The sequence below is a fragment of the Thermobispora bispora DSM 43833 genome (assembly GCF_000092645.1).
Lineage (GTDB): Bacteria > Actinomycetota > Actinomycetes > Streptosporangiales > Streptosporangiaceae > Thermobispora > Thermobispora bispora.
In genome coordinates this window covers 3803418-3828267 of record NC_014165.1, presented here as the reverse complement: position 1 = coordinate 3828267, position 24850 = coordinate 3803418, and the positions used below count along the sequence as shown (strand labels likewise).

At 72.4% G+C, this 24850-nt stretch carries 23 protein-coding genes; 18 read left to right on the top strand and 5 right to left on the bottom strand.

Translation table 11 applies throughout. From position 1 onward, the window contains the following. Positions 1 to 2 precede the first annotated feature (2 nt). On the bottom strand, positions 3 to 680 hold the full coding sequence (locus TBIS_RS16275; RefSeq protein ID WP_013133497.1) for an efflux RND transporter periplasmic adaptor subunit: 678 nt from the start codon (positions 678 to 680) through the stop codon (positions 3 to 5). Between the two features lie 123 nt (positions 681 to 803). Between TBIS_RS16275 and TBIS_RS16270 the strand changes: the two genes are divergently transcribed. Continuing rightward, entirely contained in the window at positions 804 to 1118 is a 315-nt protein-coding gene (locus TBIS_RS16270; RefSeq protein WP_013133496.1) for a hypothetical protein, read from the top strand. A gap of 426 nt (positions 1119 to 1544) precedes the next feature. Here TBIS_RS16270 and TBIS_RS16265 read toward each other — a convergent pair whose 3' ends face one another. After that, positions 1545 to 1799 (bottom strand): hypothetical protein, encoded by a 255-nt coding sequence (locus TBIS_RS16265; RefSeq protein WP_013133495.1) that lies wholly within the window; start codon positions 1797 to 1799, stop codon positions 1545 to 1547. A 132-nt stretch (positions 1800 to 1931) separates the two neighbouring features. Here TBIS_RS16265 and TBIS_RS16260 point away from each other — a divergent pair, with 132 nt between their 5' ends. The 7 genes from TBIS_RS16260 to TBIS_RS16230 all read left to right on the top strand — a co-directional run bounded on the left by TBIS_RS16260 (position 1932) and on the right by TBIS_RS16230 (position 9780). Further along, complete coding sequence (locus TBIS_RS16260) at positions 1932 to 3074, top strand: efflux RND transporter periplasmic adaptor subunit (RefSeq protein ID WP_013133494.1); 1143 nt, start codon at positions 1932 to 1934, stop codon at positions 3072 to 3074. Beyond that, the gene (locus tag TBIS_RS16255) at positions 3071 to 3817 is read left to right on the top strand and encodes an ABC transporter ATP-binding protein (RefSeq protein ID WP_013133493.1); all 747 of its coding nucleotides are present in this window, start codon (positions 3071 to 3073) and stop codon (positions 3815 to 3817) included. Before TBIS_RS16260 ends, TBIS_RS16255 begins: the two co-directional genes overlap by 4 nt. Continuing rightward, positions 3814 to 5067, top strand: a complete 1254-nt coding sequence (locus tag TBIS_RS16250; protein WP_013133492.1) for an ABC transporter permease — start codon at positions 3814 to 3816, stop codon at positions 5065 to 5067. The genes TBIS_RS16255 and TBIS_RS16250 overlap by 4 nt, the downstream gene beginning before the upstream one ends. 20 nt (positions 5068 to 5087) lie before the next feature. Next, a complete protein-coding gene (locus tag TBIS_RS18340; protein ID WP_013133491.1) occupies positions 5088 to 5678 on the top strand; it encodes a single stranded DNA-binding domain-containing protein in 591 nt (196 codons plus the stop codon). Beyond that, the gene (locus TBIS_RS16240) at positions 5675 to 6364 is read left to right on the top strand and encodes a response regulator transcription factor (protein ID WP_013133490.1); all 690 of its coding nucleotides are present in this window, start codon (positions 5675 to 5677) and stop codon (positions 6362 to 6364) included. Before TBIS_RS18340 ends, TBIS_RS16240 begins: the two co-directional genes overlap by 4 nt. 105 nt (positions 6365 to 6469) lie before the next feature. After that, complete coding sequence (locus TBIS_RS16235) at positions 6470 to 8185, top strand: P-loop NTPase family protein (RefSeq protein ID WP_013133489.1); 1716 nt, start codon at positions 6470 to 6472, stop codon at positions 8183 to 8185. Next, positions 8182 to 9780, top strand: a complete 1599-nt coding sequence (locus TBIS_RS16230) for a GTPase family protein (protein WP_013133488.1) — start codon at positions 8182 to 8184, stop codon at positions 9778 to 9780. Before TBIS_RS16235 ends, TBIS_RS16230 begins: the two co-directional genes overlap by 4 nt. A 149-nt stretch (positions 9781 to 9929) precedes the next feature. Here TBIS_RS16230 and TBIS_RS16225 read toward each other — a convergent pair whose 3' ends face one another. Then, on the bottom strand, positions 9930 to 11009 hold the full coding sequence (locus tag TBIS_RS16225) for an SPFH domain-containing protein (RefSeq protein ID WP_013133487.1): 1080 nt from the start codon (positions 11007 to 11009) through the stop codon (positions 9930 to 9932). 2 nt (positions 11010 to 11011) lie between these two features. Further along, the gene (locus TBIS_RS16220) at positions 11012 to 11443 is read right to left on the bottom strand and encodes an NfeD family protein (RefSeq protein ID WP_013133486.1); all 432 of its coding nucleotides are present in this window, start codon (positions 11441 to 11443) and stop codon (positions 11012 to 11014) included. A 448-nt stretch (positions 11444 to 11891) separates the two neighbouring features. Here TBIS_RS16220 and TBIS_RS16215 point away from each other — a divergent pair, with 448 nt between their 5' ends. Then, complete coding sequence (locus TBIS_RS16215) at positions 11892 to 12281, top strand: cupin domain-containing protein (protein WP_013133485.1); 390 nt, start codon at positions 11892 to 11894, stop codon at positions 12279 to 12281. Positions 12282 to 12406: 125 nt separating this feature from the next. Here TBIS_RS16215 and TBIS_RS16210 read toward each other — a convergent pair whose 3' ends face one another. Beyond that, positions 12407 to 13873 carry an MDR family MFS transporter gene (locus tag TBIS_RS16210; RefSeq protein WP_013133484.1) on the bottom strand — a complete coding sequence of 489 codons (1467 nt, stop codon included), beginning with the start codon at positions 13871 to 13873 and terminating at the stop codon, positions 12407 to 12409. A 93-nt stretch (positions 13874 to 13966) separates the two neighbouring features. Between TBIS_RS16210 and TBIS_RS16205 the strand changes: the two genes are divergently transcribed. The 9 genes from TBIS_RS16205 to TBIS_RS16165 all read left to right on the top strand — a co-directional run bounded on the left by TBIS_RS16205 (position 13967) and on the right by TBIS_RS16165 (position 24753). Further along, a complete protein-coding gene (locus TBIS_RS16205; protein ID WP_013133483.1) occupies positions 13967 to 14608 on the top strand; it encodes a TetR/AcrR family transcriptional regulator in 642 nt (213 codons plus the stop codon). A gap of 526 nt (positions 14609 to 15134) precedes the next feature. After that, positions 15135 to 16493, top strand: coding sequence for a cytochrome P450 (locus TBIS_RS16200; protein ID WP_013133481.1), 1359 nt, complete (start codon positions 15135 to 15137; stop codon positions 16491 to 16493). Further along, entirely contained in the window at positions 16490 to 17368 is an 879-nt protein-coding gene (locus TBIS_RS16195) for a terpene synthase family protein (protein ID WP_013133480.1), read from the top strand. The genes TBIS_RS16200 and TBIS_RS16195 overlap by 4 nt, the downstream gene beginning before the upstream one ends. Further along, positions 17365 to 18960, top strand: coding sequence for a prenyltransferase/squalene oxidase repeat-containing protein (locus tag TBIS_RS16190; RefSeq protein WP_013133479.1), 1596 nt, complete (start codon positions 17365 to 17367; stop codon positions 18958 to 18960). The genes TBIS_RS16195 and TBIS_RS16190 overlap by 4 nt, the downstream gene beginning before the upstream one ends. Positions 18961 to 19192: 232 nt before the next feature. Then, a complete protein-coding gene (locus TBIS_RS16185; RefSeq protein ID WP_242384278.1) occupies positions 19193 to 21481 on the top strand; it encodes a sensor histidine kinase in 2289 nt (762 codons plus the stop codon). Beyond that, the gene (locus tag TBIS_RS16180) at positions 21478 to 21897 is read left to right on the top strand and encodes a roadblock/LC7 domain-containing protein (protein ID WP_013133477.1); all 420 of its coding nucleotides are present in this window, start codon (positions 21478 to 21480) and stop codon (positions 21895 to 21897) included. Before TBIS_RS16185 ends, TBIS_RS16180 begins: the two co-directional genes overlap by 4 nt. Beyond that, entirely contained in the window at positions 21894 to 22268 is a 375-nt protein-coding gene (locus TBIS_RS16175) for a DUF742 domain-containing protein (protein ID WP_013133476.1), read from the top strand. The genes TBIS_RS16180 and TBIS_RS16175 overlap by 4 nt, the downstream gene beginning before the upstream one ends. Beyond that, entirely contained in the window at positions 22249 to 22836 is a 588-nt protein-coding gene (locus TBIS_RS16170) for a GTP-binding protein (RefSeq protein ID WP_013133475.1), read from the top strand. Before TBIS_RS16175 ends, TBIS_RS16170 begins: the two co-directional genes overlap by 20 nt. 744 nt (positions 22837 to 23580) lie before the next feature. Continuing rightward, the gene (locus TBIS_RS16165) at positions 23581 to 24753 is read left to right on the top strand and encodes an extracellular solute-binding protein (RefSeq protein ID WP_241019764.1); all 1173 of its coding nucleotides are present in this window, start codon (positions 23581 to 23583) and stop codon (positions 24751 to 24753) included. Positions 24754 to 24850 lie beyond the last annotated feature (97 nt).

Sequence of the window (24850 nt, the reverse complement as noted above, 5' to 3'; positions counted from 1 at the left end):
GGTCAGCCCGCCCCGGGGAAGCCCTCGTCGGGGAAGCCGCCGGACGTCGTCCCCTCCGATAGCAGCACCCGCTCGCCCTCGGCGAGCCCGGAGACGATCTGCACGTACCGGTCGCCGCGCACGCCGATCACGACCGTGCGGGTGGCCCGGTGCTCACCGTTCACCACGGTCACCTGCGCCCTGTCGCCGGTGACCTTCCGCACGGCCTGTGACGGGAGGTAGAGGGCGTTCTCCGCCTCCGCGGTGGTCACCCGTACCGTCGCGGTCTGCCCCAGCAGCAGCCCGTCCGGCCGGTCGTCGAGGGCGATCGTCACCCCGTAGCGGACGAGCCGGTCGCTCGTGGTCGCGGTGGGGTCGATGTGGGCGACCGTCCCGGAGTACGTCGCGCCCGGGCGGGCGGGGAAGGTGACCTCCGCCCGCTGGCCCACCTTGAGGAAGCGGATGTCGGACTCGGTGAACATCGCCTTCACCTGGAGATCGCCGAGATCGCCGAGGGTGAGGAAGGCCCCGCCGGTGTAGCGCGTGCCGACGGTTCCGGCGACGGACAGGACCGTGCCGTCGGCGGGAGCCTTGATGGTCACGCCCGCGAGCGCCTCCTTCGCCTTGGCGAGCGCGCTCTTCGCCTGGCTGACCTGGGCCTTCGCCTGCGCCTCGGTGAGCAGGGCCCGATCGGAGCCCATGCCGCCGGCCGAACCGCCCCCAGCGCCGCCGCCCGGCCGCCCGGCGGGGCCGCCGCCGCTCCGGCGCCGGTCACCGCCGCGCCGGGTGGCCTCGTCCCCGGTGTCCCGGCCCCGGTCCCGCGGGTGCAGCCCGCCGTCGGCGACGGCCGCGCCACGGCGGGCGACGGGGAGGCGGACGGGGTGACGGGCGGCGAGGCCGGCACCGGGACGACGCTCACCTCGGCCTGCGGTGTCCGGGCCGGCGCGGGCGCCGCGCCGCCGGTGGGGGCCGCGCTCCTCGTGGGCGCGGGGCTCGGATGCGCCGTCGGCGCGGGTGCCGGGCCCGCGCTCGCCGTGGGCTCCGGTCCGGGTGCCGGGGTGGGCGCGGGGCGCGCCGAGCCTGCCGGGCTCACCGCGTCGCCGCGGCGGGTCTCCTCGGCCTTCCCGGTCTTCCGCTGAGGTTCCGCTCCGGCGCCCCCGGACCCGGCCCTCCCCGTGGCGTACGCCACCAGGGAGACCCCGGCCGCGCCCGGGCCACCGGACCCTCCGGCGGCCCGCGCCGGTGCGTGCACCCCGTCTTCCCGAGGCGTCCTCGGCCCGCCGCGGGAGGCACCCGCATCGGAGCCACCGGTCGGCGACGGCCGCGGGGTGGCGGTCGGCGCACAGGCGGACGACCCGGACGGCCCGGCTGGCCGGTTCCCCGTGGTGCGCACGCCTCCGGCGCTCCCCGCGCGGGCCGCCGCGGCCCGTGCCGGCGCGGCCCGGCCGCTCGCGCCGCTCGTCACCCGCTCGAGCGTCTCCTCGGCCGCGGCGAGCGCCGCCTTGGCGGCCTCGTACTCCTCCCGGGCGATCGTGTCGTCGACGCGGGCGAGGACGTCCCCCGCCTCACCCGGTCGCCGACCTTGACGTAGACTTCTCGACCGTGCCCTCGGCGCCGAAGCCGAGGCCGTAGACCCCGTTGTCGACCGTGGTGCCGGCGGCCGAGACGTACGCCGACACGGTGCCGCGCGTCACCGAGGCGAGCGAGACCCGGTCGTCCGCCGAGGAGCCGGCTCGTCCGGCATAGAGCGCGGCCGCGCTCACGGCGACGGCCGCCGCCAGGGTGAGTCCCCCCACGCGGATCGAGATGCTCGGTCTCATGGCGGCCATCCTTCTGGCGCGATATCAGCACCGGCTGGGCCGTACCTGAAAGTTCGCTGTGGATGCGACTGCCAGGAAACGTTCAGGAACGGCGGAGCTTGCCTGGAGCGGGGCTTGCCAAGGTTGAGCGGCGTGAAGCCGTCCACGAAGCGCAGGACGCTGATCGTCAACGGCGTTCTGGCAGTGCTCCTCATCGCCGGGATCGGCGGCGTCGTCATCTCGCTCCGCGGCGGTTCCGCGGCCGAGAGCACGCCGCCCACCGCCCGGGTCACGCGCGGGAACGTGACCGCGACCGTCTCCGCCTCGGGTTCGGTCGCCAGCGCCAGAGAGCGCTCGCTCGGCTTCGGCACCACGGGCACGGTCGAGAAGATCTATGTGAAGGCCGGGGACCGGGTGCGCAAGGGGCAGGTGCTCGCCCGGCTCGATGACACCGCGGCGCGGGAGAGCCTCGAGGCCGCGAAGGCGAGCCTGGAGGCGGCCGCGGCGGGCGACACGTCCACCGCCCAGGGCCATGCGCAGTACATCAGCGCGCGGAACGCCTATCGGGCGGCCAAGCGGACCCTCGCCGGAACCGTGATCAAGGCCCCGTTCGCCGGGATCGTGACCGCGGTCAACGGATCCGAGGGCGGTTCGGCGTCCGGTGGCCTCTCCGGCGCCGGGGGCGCCTCGACCGGCTCCGGCGGCCAGCAGGCCGGAGGCGCGTCGTCCGGCGGCGGGTTCATCGAGCTCGCCGACCCGAACCGGCTGCAGATCGTGGGGAGCTTCACCGAGTCCGACGTCACCAAGATCAAGAAGGGTCAGCGGGCCACGGTCACCTTCGCCGCGCTCCCCGGCGTGACCGCGACCGGGAAGGTGACCCTCATCGACCCCCAGCCCCAGACCAGCAACAACGTGGTCCGGTACGCGGTGACGATCTCGCTCACCGACGTCCCCTCCGAGGTACGGCTCGGCCAGACGGCGAGCGTCCAGGTCGTCGTCGGCGAGGCGGAGAACATGCTCACCGTGCCCACCTCGGCGATCAGAACGGCGGGCGGGCAGAGCACGGTGACCGTCATCGAGAACGGCTCCCGCGTGGTGCGCCGGGTGGAGGTCGGCCTCCGCGGCGACTCCACCACGGAGATCAGGTCCGGTCTGCTCGAGGGCGAGCTGGTGGTGCGCTTCCAGGCGGCGAACCAGGCGAACGACTCCTCGTTCCCCCGGTTCGGGGGCGGTCCGATGGGCGGCGGACCGGGCGGCGGCGGCCCGGCCGGGCGGCTGGGCGGAGGGCTGAGATGAGCGCGCCGATCGCGCCCGCCCCGGTCCTCGACCTCCGGCAGGTGACCAAGGTGTACGGCGCGGGCGAGACCGCGGTGCACGCCCTGCGCGGCGTCACCCTCACCGTCGAACGCGGCGACTACGTCGCGATCATGGGGGCGTCCGGCTCGGGCAAGTCGACCCTGATGAACATCATCGGCTGCCTCGACGTCCCCACCTCCGGCACCTACCTGCTCGACGGCATCGACGTCCGCGCGCTCAACGAGAACCAGCTCGCCCTGGTGCGGAACCGCAAGGTCGGATTCGTCTTCCAGGCGTTCAACCTCATCCCCAGGATGACCGCGCTCGCCAACGTCGAGCTGCCGCTGGCGTACGGTGGGATCAAGGCGGCCGAGCGGCGCCGCCGCGCCCTCGCGGCGCTCAGGATGGTCGGCCTCGCCGACCGGGTCGGCCACCAGCCCAACCAGCTCTCCGGCGGGCAGCAGCAGCGGGTCGCCGTGGCCCGCGCCATCGTCACCGCCCCGGCCCTGCTTCTCGCCGACGAACCGACCGGTTCGCTCGACACCGCCTCCGGCCGGGAGGTGATGCGCATCTTCGACCGGCTCAGCGCGAGCGGCCGCACCATCGTCCTCATCACCCACGAGCCGGACACCGCGGCGCACGCCAAGCGGGTGATCCGGTTGACGGACGGCCGGATCGTCGAGGACATCCGCCGCTCGCCGGTCTCCGGCCCACCGCCCCGGCTCGCGGAGGTGACCTCGTGACCGCGGCGGAGATCGTGCGCTTCGCCCTCCGGGGCCTGACGGCGAACAAGCTGCGCAGCGCGCTCACCACGCTCGGCATCCTGATCGGCGTGGCCGCCGTGATCCTGCTGGTCGCGGTCGGTGAGGGGTCGTCGCAGCGCATCCGGGAGAACATCCAGCGCCTCGGCGCCAACACGCTCACCGTGCTGCCGTCCACCACCGGCGGCGGGCCCGGCCGGATGCCCGGGGGGTACCGCGGCGGTGAGCGGGCCGGCCCGCGCGCCCAGGCGAGGGACCTGACCCTCGAGGACGCCCAGGCGCTCGCCGACCCCGCCCGGGCGCCCTCGGTGAAGAGCGTCTCCCCGGTGGTGACCGCCCCGGGCCAGACCGCGGCGTACGAGGGCGCCTCCCACTCGATCGGCCAGCTCGTCGGCACCCACCCCAGCTACTTCGCGGCGTCGAACAAGCCCGTGGCCAAGGGCACGTACTTCTTCAACGACGACGTCCTCGCCGCGCGGAAGGTGATCGTGCTCGGGCGGACCGTGGCGGAGAACCTGTTCGGCACGGTCGACCCGATCGGCAAGCAGATCACCGTGTCCGGCGTGCCGTTCACCGTGGTCGGGGTGCTGAAGGAGTCCGGGTCCTCCGGGTTCCAGGACGCCGACGACCTGGCCATCGCCCCGCTCTCCGCGGTGCAGCAGAGCCTCACCGGGTTCGGCCCGCTCGGGCAGATCCTGGTGCAGGCCAAGAGCGCCGACGCGGTGGACTCCGCACAGCAGGAGATCGCGCAGGTGCTCAACGAGCGGCACGGGATCACGAACGGCGCCACCCCGGACTACCGGATCCTCAACCAGGCGGCCCTGCAGGAGACGGTGAGCGAGGCGGCGAACACCTTCACCGTGCTCCTCGGCGCGGTGGCCGCGATCAGCCTGATCGTCGGCGGCATCGGGATCACGAACATCATGCTGGTCACGGTCACCGAGCGGACCAGGGAGATCGGCATCCGGAAGGCGATCGGCGCGCCGAACCGGGCGATCCTCGGCCAGTTCCTCGCCGAGGCCACCGTGCTCAGCCTCCTCGGCGGCCTGCTCGGCGTCGCGGTCGCGGTGATCGGCGCGCAGTTCACGATCGCGGGGGTGAAGCCGGTGATCGTCCCGGGCTCGATCGTCCTCGCGCTCGGCGTCTCCGTGGCGATCGGGCTCTTCTTCGGCGCCTACCCCGCCGGCCGGGCCGCGCGGCTCCGCCCGATCGAGGCCCTCCGGTTCGAGTGACGAGTGTCAGGGAGTTGCATGTGAGCAGGGACAGGGACGAGGAGATCCTGGCGTCGTCGCCGTTCGAGGAGGACTTCCAGAGCGCGCTCGCCGCGCGGGCGGCGCGCGGGCGTCCCTCGAAGGTCACCCTGGCGCTCGCGGCGGGCCTCCTCCTCGTGGCGGGCGTGCTCATCGGGATCCGGCTCCACGCCTCCTTCGGGCCGCAGGACGCGGCGCGGCCGCTGCAGGGCGCGGCCGTGAACCGGTTCGGCGCGCCGGGCGGGGCGGGGCCCGGCCCCGGCGGGATGGGGCAGCCCGGCGGCCAGGCCGGGGCGGACGACCGCGCCGGCTGGTACGGCCGGCGGGGCGGGCCCGGCGGAGCCGGTCCGGTGACCTTCGGCACGGTCACCAAGGTCGAGGGCGACACGGTCTACGTGCGCACCATGGACGGCCGCGAGGTCACGGTGCGGACGAGCGAGGGCACCCGGATCCGGGTGAGCAGGCCCGGCAAGGTCACCGACCTCGAGGCCGGCACCACCGTGGTGGTCTCCGGGTCGGCCGGCGCCGACGGCACGGTGACCGCCACCTCGATCAGCGAGAACCCGATGATGGGCCGGAGGCCCGGATCATGACCGCGAGGAGCCGCGTGCTCGTCGTCGAGGACGACCCGGGCATCAGGGAGCTGCTCAGGGAGGGCCTGCGGCACGCCGGGTTCGAGGTGATCGCCACCGCGACCGGCCGGGAGGCGGAGTGGCAGGCCAACCGGTCCCGCCCCGACCTCGTGCTGCTCGACGTGATGCTCCCCGACATCGACGGCCTGCTCCTCGCCGAGCGGCTCGTCCACGCCATCGGGCCGGTTCCCGTGGTGTTCGTCACCGCCCGGGACTCGACCGCGGACAAGGTCGCCGGGCTGGCCCGGGGGGACGACTACGTGACCAAGCCCTTCCGGATGGAGGAGCTGATCGCGCGGATCCAGGCGGTGCTCCGCCGCTCCCGCGGCTGGGACGCGCCCCGCCCCAGGCTCACCGTCGCCGACCTCGAACTGGATGAGGAGACCCGGGAGGTGTGGCGGGCGGGCCGGCCGATCCGGCTCTCGCCCACCGAGTTCAGGCTCCTGCGCTACTTCATGATCAACCAGGGCCGGGTGCTGTCGAAGGCGCAGATCCTCGACCACGTCTGGAACTACGACTTCCGAGGCGACGCCAACATCGTCGAGTCGTACGTCTCCTACCTGAGGCGCAAGATCGACACGACGGAGCCGAAGCTCATCCACACGCTCCGCGGCGTGGGGTACGTGCTCCGCCCGCCGCGGGAGTGAGGCCCGCAGGCCCGCTCCCGCTCGCCGTGCTCCTCCGCGCCCGGCCGGCCGGCGCCGGTCGGGCGGCGCCTGATTCGAGCCCTTTCCGCTGGGAAAGGCGGGGGTATGGGGGCTCGTGAGGAGCTGGCCGCGGTGCTGCGCAGCCTGCGCCACCTCCTGGATCAGAACCTCTTCCCGCTGGCGATCGGGGACGTCGCCGCGGACCGCCGCGCGCAGCAGGAGCTGCGCGGGCAGATCGACGACTACCTCCTGCCCCGGCTCGCCGCCCTCGACGCGCCGCTGCTCGCCGTGGTCGGCGGATCGACCGGGGCGGGGAAGTCGACCCTGGTCAACTCGCTCGCCGGCGCCGACGTCACCGAGCCCGGCGTGCTCCGGCCCACCACGCTCGCCCCGACCCTGGTCGCCAACCCGGCCGACGCCGAGTGGTTCACCGCCCCGCACATCCTGCCCAAGCTGCCCCGGGTCACCGGGCCCGGCCGGGCGGAGCCCGGCACGCTCCGCATCGCCACCGCGGACCGCCTGCCGCCCGGGCTCGCCCTGCTCGACGCGCCGGACATCGACTCGGTCGTCACCGCCAACCGGGAGCTCGCCGCCGAGCTGCTCGCCGCCGCCGACCTGTGGCTGTTCGTCACCACGGCGGCCAGGTACGCCGACGAGGTGCCGTGGAGCTTCCTGCGCACCGCCCGCGACCGGTGCACCGCGTGCGCGATCATCCTGCAGCGGGTGCCGTACGACGCCGAGGGGCCGGTGACCACCGACCTCCGCCGGCTGATCACCGCGAACGGCCTGGCCGGCACCCCGCTGTTCATCGTGCCCGAGCTGGCGCTCCCCTCCGAGCGGGCGCGGCTGCCCGGCTACGCCGTACAGCCGATCTCCGACTGGCTCACCGGGCTGGCCGCGGACGCCGGCAGCCGGGCCGCCGTGGTGCGGAAGACCCTGAACGGCGCGCTGGACAGCCTCGCCACCCGGCTGCCCGCGCTCGCCGACGCCGTCGACCGGCAGCGGGCCGGGATCACCGAGCTGCGTGCCGTCGTGGAGCACGCCTACCTGGCGGCGCTCGCCGCGTTCGACGAGGGCATGCGGGACGGCCTGCTGCTCCGCGGCGAGGTGATGACCCGCTGGCAGGACTTCGTCGGCACCGGCGAGCTGATGCGGTCGCTGCAGTCCCGGATCGGCCGGCTCCGGGATCGGATCACCGCGGCCTTCACCGGCCGGCCGCCGCCGGACCGGGAGCTGAGCGCGGCCCTGGAGAGCGGGATCGAGTCCCTGGTGCTCTCGGTCGCCGACCAGGCCGCGGAACGGGCCGTGGAGTCGTGGCTCGCCATGCCGGCCGGCCGTGACCTGCTCGAACGGGCCGGGGTGAGCATCGCCGGCCGGCTCGGCCGCTCGTCGGCCGACCTGCCGAGCCGTGCCGCCCAGGCCGTGCGGGCCTGGCAGGGGCACGTGCTCGACCTGGTCCGCTCGGAGGGCGCCGAGCGGAGAACGCTCGCCCGGGCCGCGTCGTTCGGGGTCAACAGCCTCGGCGTGCTGCTCATGCTCGCCGCGTTCTCCGCCACCGGCGGCATCACCGGGGTCGAGGTCGGCATCGCCGGCGGCACCGGGGCGGTGAGCCAGAAACTCCTCGAGGCGATCTTCGGCGATCAGGCGGTGCGCGCGCTCACCCAGCAGGCCCGCGAGGACCTGCGCCGCCGGGTCCAGCGGCTGCTCGACGCGGAGCGCGCGCGGTTCACCTCGCTGCTCGACGGGGTCGGGCCGCCTCCGGACACCGGTGCCCGGCTCAGGGAGGCGGCGAGAGCCGTACGGGGGAGGGGGCCGCTGTGAGGCGCCGGCGCAGACCGCTCGACGACCGGATCACCGCGCTCGCCCAGGCGGCCGACCTCGCGGAGGGCCGGGTCGACCCCGTGCTCGTCGGCCGGGCCCGCGAGGTGGTCGCGCGGGCCGGCGCCCGGCGGGGCCTGTCCCTGCGCCACACCGTGGCCGCCGTGGCCGGGGCGACCGGGAGCGGCAAGTCCTCCCTGGTCAACGCGCTGGCCGGGGCGGAGCTGGTCGAGGTGGGCGTGACCCGGCCCACCACGGCGAAGGCCCAGGCCGTGGTCTGGGGCCCCGAGGGTTCCGGGCCGCTGCTCGACTGGCTCGACGTGCCGCTCCGCCACACCGTGGGCGCGAGCGTGGCGGACGCCGAGGAGCAGAGCGGGCTCATCCTCCTCGACCTGCCGGACCACGACTCGATCATGCTCTCCCACCGGCTGGAGGTCGACCGGCTGGTCGCCGTGGTGGACCTGCTGATCTGGGTGCTCGACCCGCAGAAGTACGCGGACGCCGCGGTGCACGAGCGCTACCTGCGGCCGCTCGCCCGGCACCGCGACGTGGTGATCGTCGTGCTCAACCAGATCGACCGGTTGCCCGGGCCCGCCGTGTCCCGGTGCCTCGCCCACCTGCGGCGGCTGCTCGCCGCCGACGGCCTGACCGACGTGCCGGTGCTGGGCGTCTCCGCGCGCAGCGGCGAAGGCATGGCCGAGCTTCAGGCCCTGCTCAACGAGCGGGTGACCCGGCGGACCGCGTGGGCGGCGCGGCTCGCCGCCGACGCGGCCACGGCGGCCCTCGCGCTCCGCGGTCACGCGCCGCCGGCCGGCGCCGCATCCGGCGCGGCCGGGGTGCCGCGGGCGCGGGTGGGCGCGCTGGTGCGGGCGCTCGAGCAGGCCGCGGCCGTCCCCGTGGTGGTGAACGCGGTCGCCAAGGCGCACCGGCACCGCTCCGCCACCGCGACCGGCTGGCCGGTGACCCGGTGGCTGCGCCGGCTGCGCCCGGACCCGCTGCGCCGCCTCGGCCTCACCCGCTCCCCGGCGGGCCGTACCTCCCTGCCTCCCGCGACGTCCGTGCAGGTCGCGGCGGTAGACGCCGCGGTGCGCGAGCTCGGCGCCGCAGCGGCGGACGGCGTGCCCGAGCCGTGGGCCACCGCGGTGCGGCACGCGGCCCGCTCCCGGGAGGGGGAGCTGGCCGACGCCCTCGACCGGATGGTCGCGGTCTCGGCCGAGACGCGGGCGCCCCGGTGGTGGCGGGCCGCCGGGGCGCTGCAGTGGCTGCTCGCCGGTGCCATGCTGCTCGGCGCGCTCTGGCTGCTCGGGCTCTTCGTCCTCGACTGGCTCAGGCTGCCGCCGCCCCCGACGCCCACCGCCGGCGAGCTGCCCTGGCCGACCGTGCTGCTCCTCGGCGGGGCGGTGCTCGGCGTGCTCGTCGCCCTGCTCTGCCGCCTCGCCTCCTGGTTCGGCGGGTGGCGCCGGGCGCGCAAGGCGGCGCGGGCGCTCCGCGCCGGGGTGGAGCGGATCGCCGGTGAGCTCGTGGTCGAGCCGATCGAGGCCGAGCTCCGGCGCTACCGCCGGTTCCTGGAGCAGGTGGAGGTCGCCGCGGCCCGCTGACCCGCGGCCGAGCGCGTCACCCGGTGGCGTGCGCCGGAAGTGAAGAGAGCCACCCCGGCCGCTGGGAGCGGCACTCCGTGCCCAGAAGAACGGGGTGCCGTCCCGGAAATGTCCGTGGGAGAGCGGGACCCGGTGGCGCGCCCGGGAGATCAGGACTGCTCGGGCCGGGGGACGACCTGGGTCTTCTCGGTGTCCCTCACGGCGGCGCCGAGATCGGGCCGGCCGGCCTCGAGCGAGCGGGGCGCCCGCTCGGAGTCCTCCGCCTCGGCCTTCGCGTCCGCGGCCGCCCGCTCCGCCTCGGCGACCGCCTCGCTGCTCTTGGCATCGCGCTCGGGCGCGCGGGTGGCCGGCGAGCTGGGCAGCCGCTCCGTGAACGCCCTGGCGAGCGTGTTGAGCGCGGACGTCACCTCGCTCGGGATCACCCACACGGTGTTGCCCTCGCCCTGCGCGAGCTGGGGGAGCACCTGGAGGTACTGGTAGGCGAGGAGCTTGGGGTCGGGGTCGTTGCGGTGGATCGCCTGGAACACCTCGTCGATCGCCTGCGACTGGCCCTCCGCCTTGAGGATCAGCGCGGTCCGCTCACCCTCGGCGCGCAGGATCGCGCTCTGCTTCTCACCCTCGGCCGTGAGGATCTTCGCCTGGCGCTGGCCCTCCGCGGTGAGGATCGCGGCGCGCTTGTCCCGCTCGGCCCGCATCTGCTTCTCCATCGCCTCCTTGATGGACTTCGGCGGGTCGATGGCCTTGATCTCGACGCGGTTGACCCGGATGCCCCACTTGCCGGTGGCCTCGTCGAGCACGCCGCGGAGCTGGCTGTTGATGATGTCCCGGGAGGTGAGCGTCTCCTCCAGGTCCATGCCGCCGACGACGTTCCGCAGCGTCGTCACGGTGAGCTGCTCAACGCCCTGGATGAAGTTGGCGATCTCGTACTCCGCCGCCCGCGGGTCGATGACCTGGAAGTAGATGACGGTGTCGATGTCGACGACGAGGTTGTCCTCGGTGATCACCGGCTGCGGCTTGAACGAGACGACCTGCTCACGAAGGTCGATCATCGGCCGGACCCGGTCGATGAAGGGGATGACGAAGTTCAGCCCGGGGCCGAGGGTCCGGTAGTACCGGCCCAGCCGTTCGACGTTCGCCGCCCTCGCCTGGGGCACGATGCGGACCGCGCGCAGCACCGTGAACACCACGATCAGGACGACGACGATGCCGGCGATCAAAGCTCCGTCCATGCTCACTCCCGCGGGTAGACGAGGGCGGTGGCCCCCTCGATCTGGATGACGTCGACCGTTGTGCCGGCCGGGATGACGAGGCTCTCGTCGTACGCGCGTGCGGACCACTCCTCGCCGCCGATCCGCACCCTGCCGTCGTGGGCGGTGACCTCCTTGATCACGTACGCGGGCTTGCCGATGAGGGCGGACACCCCGAACCGCTGCGGCGCCGGCTGCCGGAGGAGCCGCCGTGCGATGGGCCGCACCACCACGATCCCGGCGGTCGAGGCGGCGGCGAACACGAGGAGCTGGGCGCCCAGCGGCAGCCCGAGGAGCGCGATCCCTGCGGTGAGCAGCGCGGCGGCGCCGAGTATCCCCAGGGCCGCCGTGAGGGTGAAGATCTCCGCGATACCGAGCAGCGCCGCGATGATGAGCCACACGAGCCACAGGTCCATTGCCGTCCGCCTCCACCATGCTGAACGGAACGGCCCACGGTGGGGGTTCCCTTAACCCCCACCGTATATCTCTCCGGCGTTCGATCCACCTTGCCCTGGGGACAGGCTTTCCGGTACCCGGGGTCCGTCTCCGGGCGCGGCCCGGCGCGGGGATCGGCCGGCCCGGCGGTGTTCCGGGGCGCACCCGGCCGGGGCCGCCGGCGGTCGCCGGGTGCCGGGGACGCGCCGCCGGGCGGTCGCGCGCGCCGTCTCGCCGGTGCCGCCGCCCCGCGGTTCGCGCCCGGCGTGCCGGACTCTCCCCGGGCCCGCCTCGCCGTACGGCAGGCTCTGGCGAGGGCCTCCACCGCCGGCGGTGGATGCGGCCGGGTGACGGAGATCGCCGCCCGACCGCCGCCCTCACGTGGTCCAATGAGATCAGGCGGATGACCGCGCGACGAGGAGGCTCGACGTGACCGGTTGGGTCGGCGACATCGAGAAGACCACCGTGGCGAACACGACGTTCCGGACGGCGCTGTTCACCGGCGAGCGGCTCCAGCTCACCGTGATGAGCCTGCGGCCCGGCGAGGAGATCGGGCTCGAGGTGCACGAGCACACCGATCAGTTCATCCGCGTGGAGAAGGGGAAGGCGCGGCTCACGTTCGGCAAGTCCCGGGAGACCGTGGACGAGACCCACGAGCTGGACGAGGACTGGGCCGCGGTCATCCCGGCCGGCACCTGGCACAACGTCGTCAACATCGGCGACGGCGAGCTCAAGCTCTACTCGCTGTACGCTCCGCCGGAGCACCCGGACGGCACCGTGCACGTCACCAAGGCGGACGCCGAGGCCGCCGCATCCTGAGCCGGACCGGCCGGGCGGGGACTCCGCGCACCGCCCGGGCCGGTGGCCGTACCGGGTCTGCAAGGTGGGGGCCGGCCCTCGGCCACTTCCTCGTGGAGCGGCCGGGTGCGGGGACGGGGCCGGGATCAGACGCGGTCCCGCATCGGCTCGCCGGTGTCCGAACCCGCGCGGGCATCCTCGGACGGGCCGCGGGGCGCGGCCTGACCGGAGTCCGCTGCGGCCGCGTCCCGTCCGGGAAGCGTGAGGGAGAGCAGCGCGGCGAGCGCGGCGAAGGCGGTGGACCACCAGAAGGTTCGGTGGTAGGCCGTCATGAGATCGCCGGATCCGGTGACGGCGTACTGCAGGATCACGGCGGTGACGGCGGTGCCGAACGAGCCGCCGATCTGCTGGGCGATGCGGACGAGCGCGCTGGCGTGCGCGACCTGCTCCCGGCCGAGGCCGAGATAGGCGACGGCCATGACCGGCACGGTGACGGCGCCGAGACCGATCCCCCGTAGCAGGAGCACGCCGGCGAGAACCCACGGGCTCGCGTGGGCGTCGGCGTACGCGAAGGGAAGCGTGGCCGCGGCGACGATGAGGAACCCGGTGACGGTGACGATCCGGGCCCCGATCCGGTCGGTGAGCCGTCCGGCGAGCGAGCGGCTCAGCAGGGTCCCGATCCCCTGCGGGATGAGCGCGATTCCGGCGTCGAGGGCCGACGTGGCGCGGACCTGCTGGTAGAACAGCGGCAGCAGGAAGAGGGCCCCGTAGAGGGCGAAGCCGGAGAAGAAGAGCACCGCCGAACCGGACGAGGTCGGGCGGTGGGTGAAGAGCCGGAGGTCCACCAGCGGGTCGGTACGGCGGGCCGCGTACAGGCCGAACGCGACGAGGAGGACCACACCGCAGATCAACGGGACGAGCACCCGGGCGTGTCCGACCCCTCCGTCCGAGGCCTCGGACAGGCCGAGGAGGAGCGCGGCGATACCGGGCGCCAGCAGGGCGAGCCCGGCGACGTCCTGGCGCGGCCGCGAGGACGGCTCGTCCCGCTCGAGGAACAGCGCGGCCAGCACGAACCCGGCGACGCAGAACGGAATGTTGATCCAGAACATCCACCGCCAGCTCAGGTGGGTGAGGATCAGGCCGCCGGCGAGCGGGCCGAGGATCGGCCCGAGCAGTGCGGGCAGCGAGATGATCGACGTCACCCGGCCGAGCAGCCGGCCTCCCGCGGCGTGGACGATCAGTGTCGTCATCACCGGCAGCATCAGCCCGCCGCCGATGCCCTGGACGACCCTTCCGGCGATGAGCGCGGGCGCGTTCCAGGCGGCGCTGGCGGCCACCGATCCGGCCAGGAAGACCACCAGGGAGAACAACCACACGCGCTTGCCGCCGAACCGGGCCGTCGCCCACGTGCTCAGCGGCACGGTCATCCCGAGCGCGAGCAGGTAGGCGGTGGTGACCCACTGCACGGTGGCGACCGTGGTGTGCAGGTCGGCCGCCAGGGAGTGCAGTGCCACGCCGACGATGGTGGTGTCGAAGACGACGGCGAGGATCCCGAAGATCAGGACTCCCGCGGTCTTGAGCACCTTTGGATCGAGTCGTTCGCTGCCCGCCATGCAATGCTCCCCGATAAGAGTCACGAATGTCTCTTACGGAGACGATAGGCTGTGCCGATAAGAAACACAAATGACCCTTATGGAGCGTCGTCCGTGACGGAGGGACCGAATCGGCGCCGACGCGGCAAGGCGCTTGAGGACGCGCTGCTCAGTGCCGCATGGGAGGAGCTGTCCGAGGCCGGGTACGGCGCGCTGACCATGGAGCGCGTGGCCGTGCGCGCGGGCACCAGCCGCGCGGTGCTCTACCGCCGCTGGCCGGGGAAGGCCGATCTCGCCATCGCGGCCATCCGGCACCACGTCGAGACCAACCCGCTCCCCGTCCCGGACACCGGCAACCTGCGTGATGACCTCATCGCGCTGCTGCGGTCGATGACCCGCCGGCGGGGCGAGCTGGCCGCCATGATCGGTGCGCAGCTCGGCGGCCTGTTCGCCGAGGCCGGGACGACCCCCGCCGAGCTCCGCGAGCTCATCATGAGGGGCAACCGGTCCTCGTCCCGGCGCGTGTACGAGCGGGCGGCCGAACGCGGCGAGCTCGACCCGGAGCGCATCCCGGAGCACGTGCTCGCCATGCCGTTCGACCTGGTGCGGCACGACATGCTCATGACCTTCGAACCCGTCCCGGATGAGCGGATCACCGCGATCGTGGACGAACTGTTCCTGCCGCTCGTCGCCCACTACGGTGCGGCGAGCCGGCCGAAGAGCGGCCGGGGAGCGCGCTCGGGAGGACGGGTGTGACGTTCAGCGCACGGCCGGCGGTCGCGGGAAGAGACGTGTGAATTTCGCCATATCCGGAAGCGTGCGGCGGCCGCCGCGGGGAGCGGAGCGGGGCGGATGCCCGCGGTCATCCCAGGGTCCGAACGGGAGACGCCCGTATGCCCCGGTCCTGGGTAGCGAATATGCTGCGAGCAGACCCTTTGCCCACGTCACCGGAGGAGTGCGTCCATGCCGAAGGGGTTCCTCGGCGAGCTTGTCCTGTGGATGATCCCCGTGGTCATCCTGGTCGCGGTCGCCCTTATGGTCGCCGCGCCCGCGTAATGACCTGCGACTGAAACGGGGCCGGATCGCGTTGCGGTCCGGCCCCTTTCCATTGCGCACAACCGCCTCCTCGTGGCCTGTCAAGCCTTCTGACCAGCGCAATTGACTCGGGCGAAATTGCACAGACCAGTCCTGCCACGTATTGCCACGCCCAATATTGATCAATTGGTAAGGATCATGTGATACTTCGCGAATGTCGTGATCATCGCGTGGCAGGAGTGAGTCGATGTCCGTCGAGACTGCCGTGCAACCGGCGAAGAAGGTGCGAACGATCCCCTTCTATCGACTACTTGTGAAGAACCCTCACGATCCGATCGCCGCGTTCGAAGAGGTGGGTCGCATAGTAAAAGGCGAGCTGGTCCGCCTGAACATGGGGCCCTTCAAGCCCTTCTTAGTGACCTACCCCGATCACGTGCAGCACGTGCTGCGCCTCAACCAGCCGAACTACGTCCGCGAGGGCATGTTCTGGGATCCGATCAAGCCCATGATCGGGGACGGCATCCTCTCGGACGGGCCCAACTGGGCCGAGAGCCGCCGCCTTCTTCAGCCGTTGTTCACGGCCAAGTACGTCGATTCACTCACCGATGAGATGTCCCGGATTATATCCGAGCAGATCGACAGCCGGATACGACCGGGCGAACCCTTCGACATCGCGAAGAAGACCGCCGAGATCGTCCAGACCATCGTGGTCCGGCTCTTCTTCGGCGACAAGATCTCCAAAGAGGACATCGCACGGCTCATCCCCGCGTACGAGACCGGGGTGACCGCCACCGCGCCCCGGATCGTCCTGCCCTTCGTGCCGCAGTCCATCCCGCTCCCCGGGGACCGGGCCTTCCGCAACTGCGTCAAGACCATCGACGAGGTGATCTACCCGCGCATCCACGCCGCCCGCGCCGAGCTCGATGAGAGCAAGAACGTGGTGTCGGCGATCTGCCGCGCCCGGCGCGACGACATCGGGCCCGAGGGCGACCGGCGGATCAGGGACGACGTGGTCGGCATGCACGGCGCGTCCACCGAGACGTCGGCCACGGCGCTGACCTGGATGTGGGTGGCGCTGCACGCGTACCCGCACGTCGCCGAGCGCGTCTACGCCGAGATCGACGAGGTCGTGGGCGCGGGCCCGGTGCAGCCGTCGCACCTTCCCGACCTGCGGTACACGGAGATGTTCCTCCACGAGCTGCTCCGGCTCTACCCGTCGGGGTGGATCCTGCCGCGGCTGGCCAAGGAGACGGACGTCATCGACGGCGTCACCATCCCCGCCGGCTCCACGGTGGTGCTCAGCCCCTACCTCACGCACCGCCTCGAGGAGTTCTGGGAGCGGCCGCTCGAGTTCGACCCCGAGCGCTTCGCCCCGGGCAAGGAGCACGGCCGGCACCGGTGGGCGTACATCCCGTTCGGCGGCGGCCCGCACCAGTGCCTCGGCAAGTACCTCTTCTTCATCGAGGCCAAGCTCCTCCTCGCCGGCATCCTGAGCCGGTACCGTCCGATCCTCCACGCCAAGGGTGAGGTGAAGAAGCGGTTCGCGTCCTCCCTGCGGCCGGACAAGGGCCTGCAGATGACGCTGGTCGAGCGAACCCGGGCATGATCGCCCGTTCGTTCGGCCCGGCCGAGGCCGAGGCCGCCGGCCTCGGCCGGGCCTGCGCGGTCGCCGTGCGATCCGCACGGGAGCTCATGGCGACCGCCGAGGAGTACCCGGAGCTGTTCCCGCCCAAGCCGTTCGACGCCGCCTTCTTCAGCGGGCTGGCGCTCTCCAGCGCGTTCGGCTCGCCGTGGGCGGGCCCGGAGGAGCTGCGGGCGGTCAACCTCGCCTCGCTCTGCGTGTTCGCGGTGGACTGGCAGGCCGAGCGGGCGTCCACGGCGGGCGAGATGGACGGCCTGATCGCCCGCTGTCTCGCCGCGGCCGGCGGCGAGGCGGGCGGCACGCCGATCGCCCGCCTCATCGCCGGCCTCCGTGAGGAGCTGGCCGCGGCGTGCCCGTCGTTCGGCGAGCTGCAGCCGATCTGGGCCGGCCAGCTCCACCGCATGCTGCTCGCCATGGCCACCGAGCTGCGGTGGAAGCGCGAGGCGGCGCGGGTGACCCTCGACGACTACCTCGCCAACGCGGACGGCTGCGGGGCCTCGTTCGTGAACATCTCGCACTGGATCGCGACCGGTGATCCATGGACGCTCCGGAACCTGGCCGAGCTCCGCGAGGTGAGCGCGGAGGTGCAGCGGTACCTGCGCCTGCTCAACGACCTCGCGACCTCGGGCCGGGAGCGCGAGTGGGGCGACCTCAGCGCGCTGACCCTCGGCGCGGGCCGCGAGGAGGTGATCGAGCGGATGGCCGGCATCCTCGGCCGGTGCCGCGCCCTCCTCGAGCCGGTGCGCGCCGGGAGCCCGCGGGTCGCCGCCTACCTGGAGCGGCAGATCGGCTTCAACACCGGGTTCTACGGCGTGGCGGACTATTGGGGCGAGCTGTGAGCAAGATCGATCTATTGCTGGACGGGCCGGTCGATGTGGCCGAGGCGGCCGATGAGCTCATGCGGCAGCTCATGTCCCGGCCGTGGGGACATGTCTCACCGTCGATCTACGAGACCGGCCGGCTGGTGACGCTGGCTCCGTGGCTGGTGGGGCATGAGGAACGGGTGAACTACCTGATCGAGACCCAGCGCCCGGACGGGGCGTGGGGCGCGCTCGACGGGTACGCCCTCGTCCCCACGCTCAGCGCGACCGAGGCGCTGCTCTCGACGTACGTGCGGGGCGACGCCGGCGCGGACCCCGCGGTGGTGAGGGAGGCGGCCGTCCGCGGGCTGGGCTTCCTCTCCCGCCGGCTCACCGAGGTGACCGCGCTCACCCTGCCCGACACCCCCGCCATCGAGATCATCGTCCCGGCCCTGGTGGCCCTCATCAACACGCACCTGGAGAACCTGCCCGAGCTGGGCATCGCCCGCCTGCCGCTGCCCGCCGGGCTGAACGAGAGGCCGCTCACCCTGATCCGGCAGCGGCTCGCGTCGGGCACCGCGCTGCCGGAGAAGCTGCTGCACGCGCTCGAGGTCGCGGGGGACGCCGCGGCCGGTGCGCCCGCGGTGAGCCCGACCCCGATCGGGACCATCGGCGCCTCCCCGGCGGCGACCGCGGCGTGGCTCGGCGGTGAGGCACGGCCGGAGCCCGGGCACCACGCCCTGCGGCACCTCGAGGCGGTGGCGCAGCGGTACGGCGGGCCGGTCCCGGTCGGCCTGCCGATCACCGTGTTCGAGCGCGGCTGGGTGCTGAGCTGGCTGGGCCGGGCGGGGATCGAGTTCGAGGCGCCGCCCGAGATGCTCGCCGACCTGAGGTCGGCGATCGGCCCGTCGGGCACCCCGGCCGGTGTGGGGCTGCCCCCGGACGCGGACACCACCTCGGTCGCGCTGTACGCGCTGGCGCTGTTCGGCATGCCGCAGGAGCCGGAGTGCCTGTGGGCCTTCCAGACCCCGACGCACTTCTGCACCTGGCCGGGGGAAGACGGGCAGTCGGCGAGCGTGAACGCGCATGTGCTCGACGCCTTCGGGCAGTACGTGCGGGTGCGCCCGGCGGCGGCCGGCCGGTACGGGCCGGTGATGCAGCGGCTGTCGGCCTGGCTGTGCGAGCGGCAGCGGCCGGACGGAAGCTGGGAGGACCGCTGGCACGCCTCGCCGTACTACGCCACGGTCTCGTGTGCCCTCGCGCTATGGGAGTTCGGCGGCCCCGCCGCCCAGGAGGCGGTGCGCAGGGCGGTCGCCTGGGCGCTGCGGACCCAGCACGCGGACGGTTCCTGGGGCTGGTGGACCGGAACGGCCGAGGAGACCGCGTACGCGATGCAGCTCCTGCTGATGGCCGGCCGGGAGGAGGAGGCGGTGGTCGACGCGGCGGCGCGGGGGTACGCGTACCTGCGGAGCGCGGCCGACCTGGCCGAAGGCCCGCCGCTCTGGCACGACAAGGACCTCTATCTGCCGTTCGCGATCGTCCGGGCGGCCGTGCTGGCGGCCCTCCACCTGGCCCAGACCGACCCCCGGATCATGAAGAAGCTTCACCATTGTATGATCATCAAGGCATAAACCTGCTCGACATACCACATATTTCGGACATTTGCCCTAGTGCAATTCGTGAGTTGAGCAATTTTTGTACCCTTTGCTAGGGTGTCCGAGTTGTGGTCACTGTTATCAGAAGTTGATCGAGCGCATGCTGCGATGACCGATAGGTGGCCTTTGACGTGCTGAAACGCGCGTCAATTTGGCCTTTCGTGATTTCAGCTGGGTGGTAGTGCCGATGCGCGTTCGGAATTCGCGCGTGCGAGAGAAGGTCGTGGCCGTGCTGGTCTCTCTCGCGGCGCTATGGGCCTTCGCCGCATGGGTCACGGTCCGAGATGGTTTAAACCTTCTGGGCGCCACGACCATTGACAGCGGCGTGACGGCGCCGGCCGAGCCTCTCGTGGCCGACCTTCAGCGGGAGCGGCGGCTCTCGGCCATGCGGCTGGCCAGCCCGGGCAGAATCTCGCGCAAAGAGCTCGACGACCAGCGGGCCCGCACCGATGAGTCGCTCGAGGCGTTCCTCGAGTCCATCAGCGGCAACTCGGTGCAGCTCGCCGCGAGCGATGCCCTCAAATCCCGTCTCAAGGACACCGAGCGCCGGCTGAAGCACCTGGAGAGCGTACGCAAGGACGTGGACGCCGGCCGGACCGACCGGGCCGGCGTCGTCTCGGCGTACAACGACATCATCGACAGCTTCTTCCGCGTGTACGACGCGGTGGCGACGCTCGACGACGAGCAGGTCGCCAAGGACGGCCGCACGCTCAGCTCGATGTTCCACGCGCTCGAGTTCCTCTCCCGGGAGGACGCGGTCGTCTCCGCGGCGATCGTGGCGGGCCGGTTCACCGAGCGGGAGCATCGGCAGGTCACCGAGCTCGTCGGCCTCTACCGGTTCATCCTCGAGCAGGCGGCGGCCGAGCTGCCCGAGGCGGACAAGAAGGCCTACGAGGCGTGGCAGAGATCACCCGCCGTCCTGGCGCTGGGCACCCTCGAGGATCAGATCACCAACAGCCGGCAGTCCGGCCGGTACCCGTTCGTCACCGAGGCGCAGTGGCGCAACGCGGTCGACCCGGCGATGCAGGGCCTGGAGAAGGTCATCCTCAACGCCGGTGACGCGCTGGTGGAGCGGGCCGCCCCGGTCGCCGTCGGCGTGGTCGTCCGGCTGGTGCTCGCCGGCCTGCTCGGCCTGGTCGCGGTCATCGCGTCGGTCATCCTCTCGATCACCACGGCCCGCCACCTCGTCCGGCAGCTCGAGAAGCTCCGCACCGCCGCGCTCGAGCTCGCCAACGAACGGCTGCCCAGCGTGGTCCAGCGGCTCGCCATGGGCGAGAAGGTGGACGTCGAGGCGGAGGCGCCCAGGCTCCGGTACGGCGACGACCTGATCGGCCAGGTGGGCGAGGCCTTCAACAAGGTGCAGGAGACCGCGATCCGGACCGCGGTCGAGGAGGCCGAGCTCCGGCAGGGCTTCCGCGAGATCCTACTCAGCCTGGCGCGCCGGACCCAATCCCTGGTCCACCGCCAGCTCTCCCTCCTCGACGTCATGGAGCGGCGCGAGTCCGATCCCGCCGGGCTCAAGGACCTGTTCCGCATCGACCACCTCGCCACCCGGATGCGGCGCAACGCGGAGAACCTCATCGTCCTCGCCGGCTCCACCCCGGCCCGGACCTGGCGCCGCGCGGTCGCCATGGTCGACGTGGTCCGCGGCGCCCTCGCCGAGGTCGAGGACTACACCCGGGTCAACGTGCTGCCGATGGGCGACGTCGCGCTCGCCGGGCGCGCCGTCGGTGACGTCATCCACCTGCTCGCCGAGCTCATCGAGAACGCGGTCTCGTTCTCCCCGCCGTACACCACCGTGCAGGTGAGCGGCCAGCTCGTCGCCGCCGGGTACGCGATCGAGGTCGAGGACCGCGGTCTCGGCATGACCCCCGAGGACCTCGAGGAGGCGAACCGCCGGCTGGCCGAGGCGCCGGAGTTCAACCTCTCGAGCACCGCCCGCCTGGGCCTCTTCGTGGTGAGCCGGCTCGCCGAGCGGCACAACATCCAGGTCTCGCTGAAGACATCGCCGTACGGGGGCACCACGGCGATCGTGCTCATCCCGCGCGATCTGGTGATCGACGGCGGGGAGCTCCGCACACCGGACGCGGAAGCGGCCTCGCGCGAGCCCAGGCCCGCCGCGGTCCCGCCCGAGCCGGTGCCCGCCCCGCGTCAGGAAGAGCAGCTTGCGGGCGCCCGCAGGATCGCGGTGGTGGACGCGCCCGAGGAGGTGGTCTCCGAACCAGCCCAGGAGGTGGTTCCCGTGCCGAGCGCACCCGAGCCCGAGCGGCCCACGCCCCCGGCCGCGTTCACCCCGTCTGGCCTGCCGTTCCGTGTCCCGCAGGCCAGCCTGGCGCCGGCGCTCGCCAAGGACCACATCTTCGAGGAGGTCGATAGGGACGAAGACGAACGCTCGCCGGAGGAGATCCGCCGGATCATGGGCGCCTTCCAGATGGGCACCAAGCGGGGCAGGTCTGAGGCGGCGAAGCTGATCGGTGAAGGGAAGGACGATCGATGACCCAGAAGACGGACGCGTCAGCGGACCTGGCATGGCTGCTCGACGACCTCGTCGAGCGGGTGCGCGAGGTGGAGCACGGAATTGTCCTCTCCGCTGACGGCCTGCTCCTCGCCAGCTCGAAGGGCTTGCACCGGGAGGACGCCGAGCACCTCTCCGCGGTGGCCTCCGGGCTGCAGAGCCTGGCGCGCAGCGTGGGCGAGCGCTTCCAGGGCGGTGCCGTACGGCAGACCATCGTCGAGATGAAGTCCGCCTACCTCATGGTCACCATGGCCGGCCAGGGCGCCTGTCTCGCGGTGCTGTGCTCCGGCGACGCCGACATCGGCCTGGTGGCGTACGAGATGGCGATGCTCGTCGCCCGGGTGGGGCAGTACCTCACCTCGCCCGCCAGGACCACAGGGAGTGAGGCCCAGCGATGAGCGGACAGTGGAACCCCGAGGAGGAGTGGCTGGTCGACGCGCCGACCATACGGCCGTACGTCATCGCGCGCGGGCGCACCGAGGCGCAGGACCGGTTCGACCTCGTCTCCCTCGTCGTGACCATCCGGCCCACCACCGGGAACGAGGTCGGCCTCGACCCCGAGCATCAGACCATCGTGCGGCTCTGCCGCAGGCCGCTCTCCGTCGCCGAGATCGCGGCCCGGATGGACCTGCCCGCGGGCATCGTGCGGGTGCTCCTCGGCGACCTGTACGACCGGGGATACATCGCCGTCCAGCAGCCTCAGCCTGAGACGGACATGCTCGACGAGAGGATGTACAAGGCGGTGCTCGATGGCCTACGCGCGCTCTGACCAGCCGAAGATGCCGCGGGCGATCAAGCTCCTGATCGCCGGTGGCTTCGGGGTCGGCAAGACCACCATGGTGGGCGCGGTGTCAGAGATCCGGCCGCTGCGCACGGAGGAGACGCTCACCGACCGGAGCGTCGGCGTCGACGACCTCGCCGGCGTGGAGTCGAAGTCCACCACCACCGTGGCGATGGACTTCGGCCGCATCACCATCAACGACGAGTTCGTGCTCTACCTGTTCGGCACCCCCGGCCAGGAGCGGTTCTGGTTCCTCTGGGACGACCTGTCCCGCGGCGCGCTCGGCGCCGTGGTGCTCGCCGACACGCGGCGGCTCGCCGACTGCTTCCCCTCCGTGGACTACTTCGAACGGCGCGGCACCCCGTTCGTGGTGGCGGTCAACTGCTTCGAGGGCGCTCCCGTTCACGACCTCGACGAGGTGAAGCTCGCGCTCAACCTCAAGGAAGACGTCCCGGTCATCTACTGCGACGCCCGCAAGCGGGAGTCCGGCAAAGAGGTTCTCATCACCCTGGTCAAGCACGCGTACCAGAAGCGCACGGCCGTCAAGGTCGGCTGACCCGCTGCGCGTCAGGCCGGACGCCGGGTCCGTACCGCGGTCCGGCGCCGGTGGCCCGGGTCATGGGCGCCGTGCGCGGCTACACCGCGCCGCGCGGCGCCGGATCCATCCGTTGTCACGGCCGCGCCGTACCCCGATGCGCGGCCCTTCGCGGTCCCCGATGGGCGCCCGATCGGCACGGGCGCCGTCGCCGCCATCCCCGGCCGGTCCCGGATCCGCCGTGCCCTCCGGCGGCGCACGCCGCATGCCGCCCGGCCCCGCCGGCCGCGCATGCCCCGCCCGGACCGCCCGGTGCGCACCGCGCACCGCCGCTCGATCCACTGGACCGCACCGGCTTCCGCCGGTGCGTCTGTCACCCCCCGCTCCGAACGGACTCGGACACGCCGTGCCTGGACGGCGGGCACGCGGCGCCGGCCGCGCCGCCCGCCGGGCGCCCGGGGCGAGATGCCCGGGTGTCCCATGCCGTCCATTGCACGGCGTGTTTCGGTTTTATGCGCTCTTTGCCCGTGCCTATCCGCTTCGAGTAACAGCTCAACAACAGGTGTTGATCTGATATCCGCACGCTTGTAACGTCAGGGCCATCACAGAAACTATCGGTAAACCTCCGAAAGTTTCGGAGTGGGAGGAGCCGTCGTGAAGTGGATCCGGCGAACCGCGTTACTGTGTGCTGCCGTCTTGGCCATCGGGGGGTGTGGCGGAGCGGGGGGCGATGACGGCGGAGGCGGCTCGTCCGACTCGAAGAAGGTGACCATCGAGTTCTGGAACATCGCGACCAACGAGCCGCTGAAGAGCGTCTTCGCCAACGCGATCCGCGACTTCCAGGCCAAGCACCCGAACATCGAGATCAAGAACGTCGCGATCGAGAACGACGCGTTCAAGTCCAAGCTCACCACCACCATGCAGTCCGGGAAGGCCCCGGACATCTTCCACACCTGGGGCGGCGGCGTGCTCAAGCAGCAGGCCGACGCCGGTCTGGTCAAGGACGTCACCGAGGACATCGCCTCCTGGCCCCAGAAGTTCACCAACGCGGCCATCGCGCCCTACCAGTTCGACGGCAAGACCTACGCCGTCCCGCACGACATCGGCATGGTGGGCATCTGGTACAACAAGGCCCTCTTCAAGAAGGCCGGGATCGAGCAGCCGCCGGCCACCTGGTCCGAGTTCATCGAGGCCGTCAAGAAGCTCAAGGCCGCCGGCATCACCCCGATCGCCCTCGCCGGTAAGGCGAAGTGGCCGGGCCACTACTACTGGTCGTACCTCGCGATGCGCATCGGCGGTCTCGACGCCCTCAAGCAGGCCGCGGAGACCAAGGACTTCACCGACCCCGCCTTCATCGAGGCCGGCCGGAAGCTCAAGGAGCTGGTGGACCTCGAGCCGTTCCAGAAGGGCTTCCTCGGCGCCGCGTACGACACCGCCGACGGCCAGGCCGCGACCATGGGCAACGGCAAGGCGGCGATGGAGCTGATGGGCCAGTGGGCTCCCTCGGTCCAGTCCTCCGCCGGTAAGGGCATCGGCGACGACCTCGGCTTCTTCCCCTTCCCGGCCGTCGAGGGCGGTAAGGGCACCAACACCGAGGCGCTGGGCGGCGGTGGCGGCTTCGCCGTCGGCGCGGAGGCTCCGCCGGAGGCCCTCGAGTTCCTCAAGTTCCTCACCGAGGAGACCGAGCACCGCAAGGCCGTCGAGTCCGGCGGTGTCCTCCCCGTGCTCCAGGGTGAGGAGGACGCGGTGAAGGACCCGAACCTCGCCGAGGTGGCGAAGCACCTCGCCGCGACCACCGGCTTCCAGCTCTACCTCGACCAGGCCTTCCCGCCGGCGGTCGGCCAGGAGGTCAACGACAGCGTGGCCGAGCTGATCGCCGGGACCGAGACGCCCGAAGGTGTGGCCAAGGCCATCACGGAGACCGCGAAGTCGGAGTAAGAGTCGAGTGAACGCGATACGACCCCGGAGCCGCCGCGCGCGGCTCCGGGGATCCCTCACGATCCTGGCATTCATACTGCCCGCGCTGGCGCTGTTC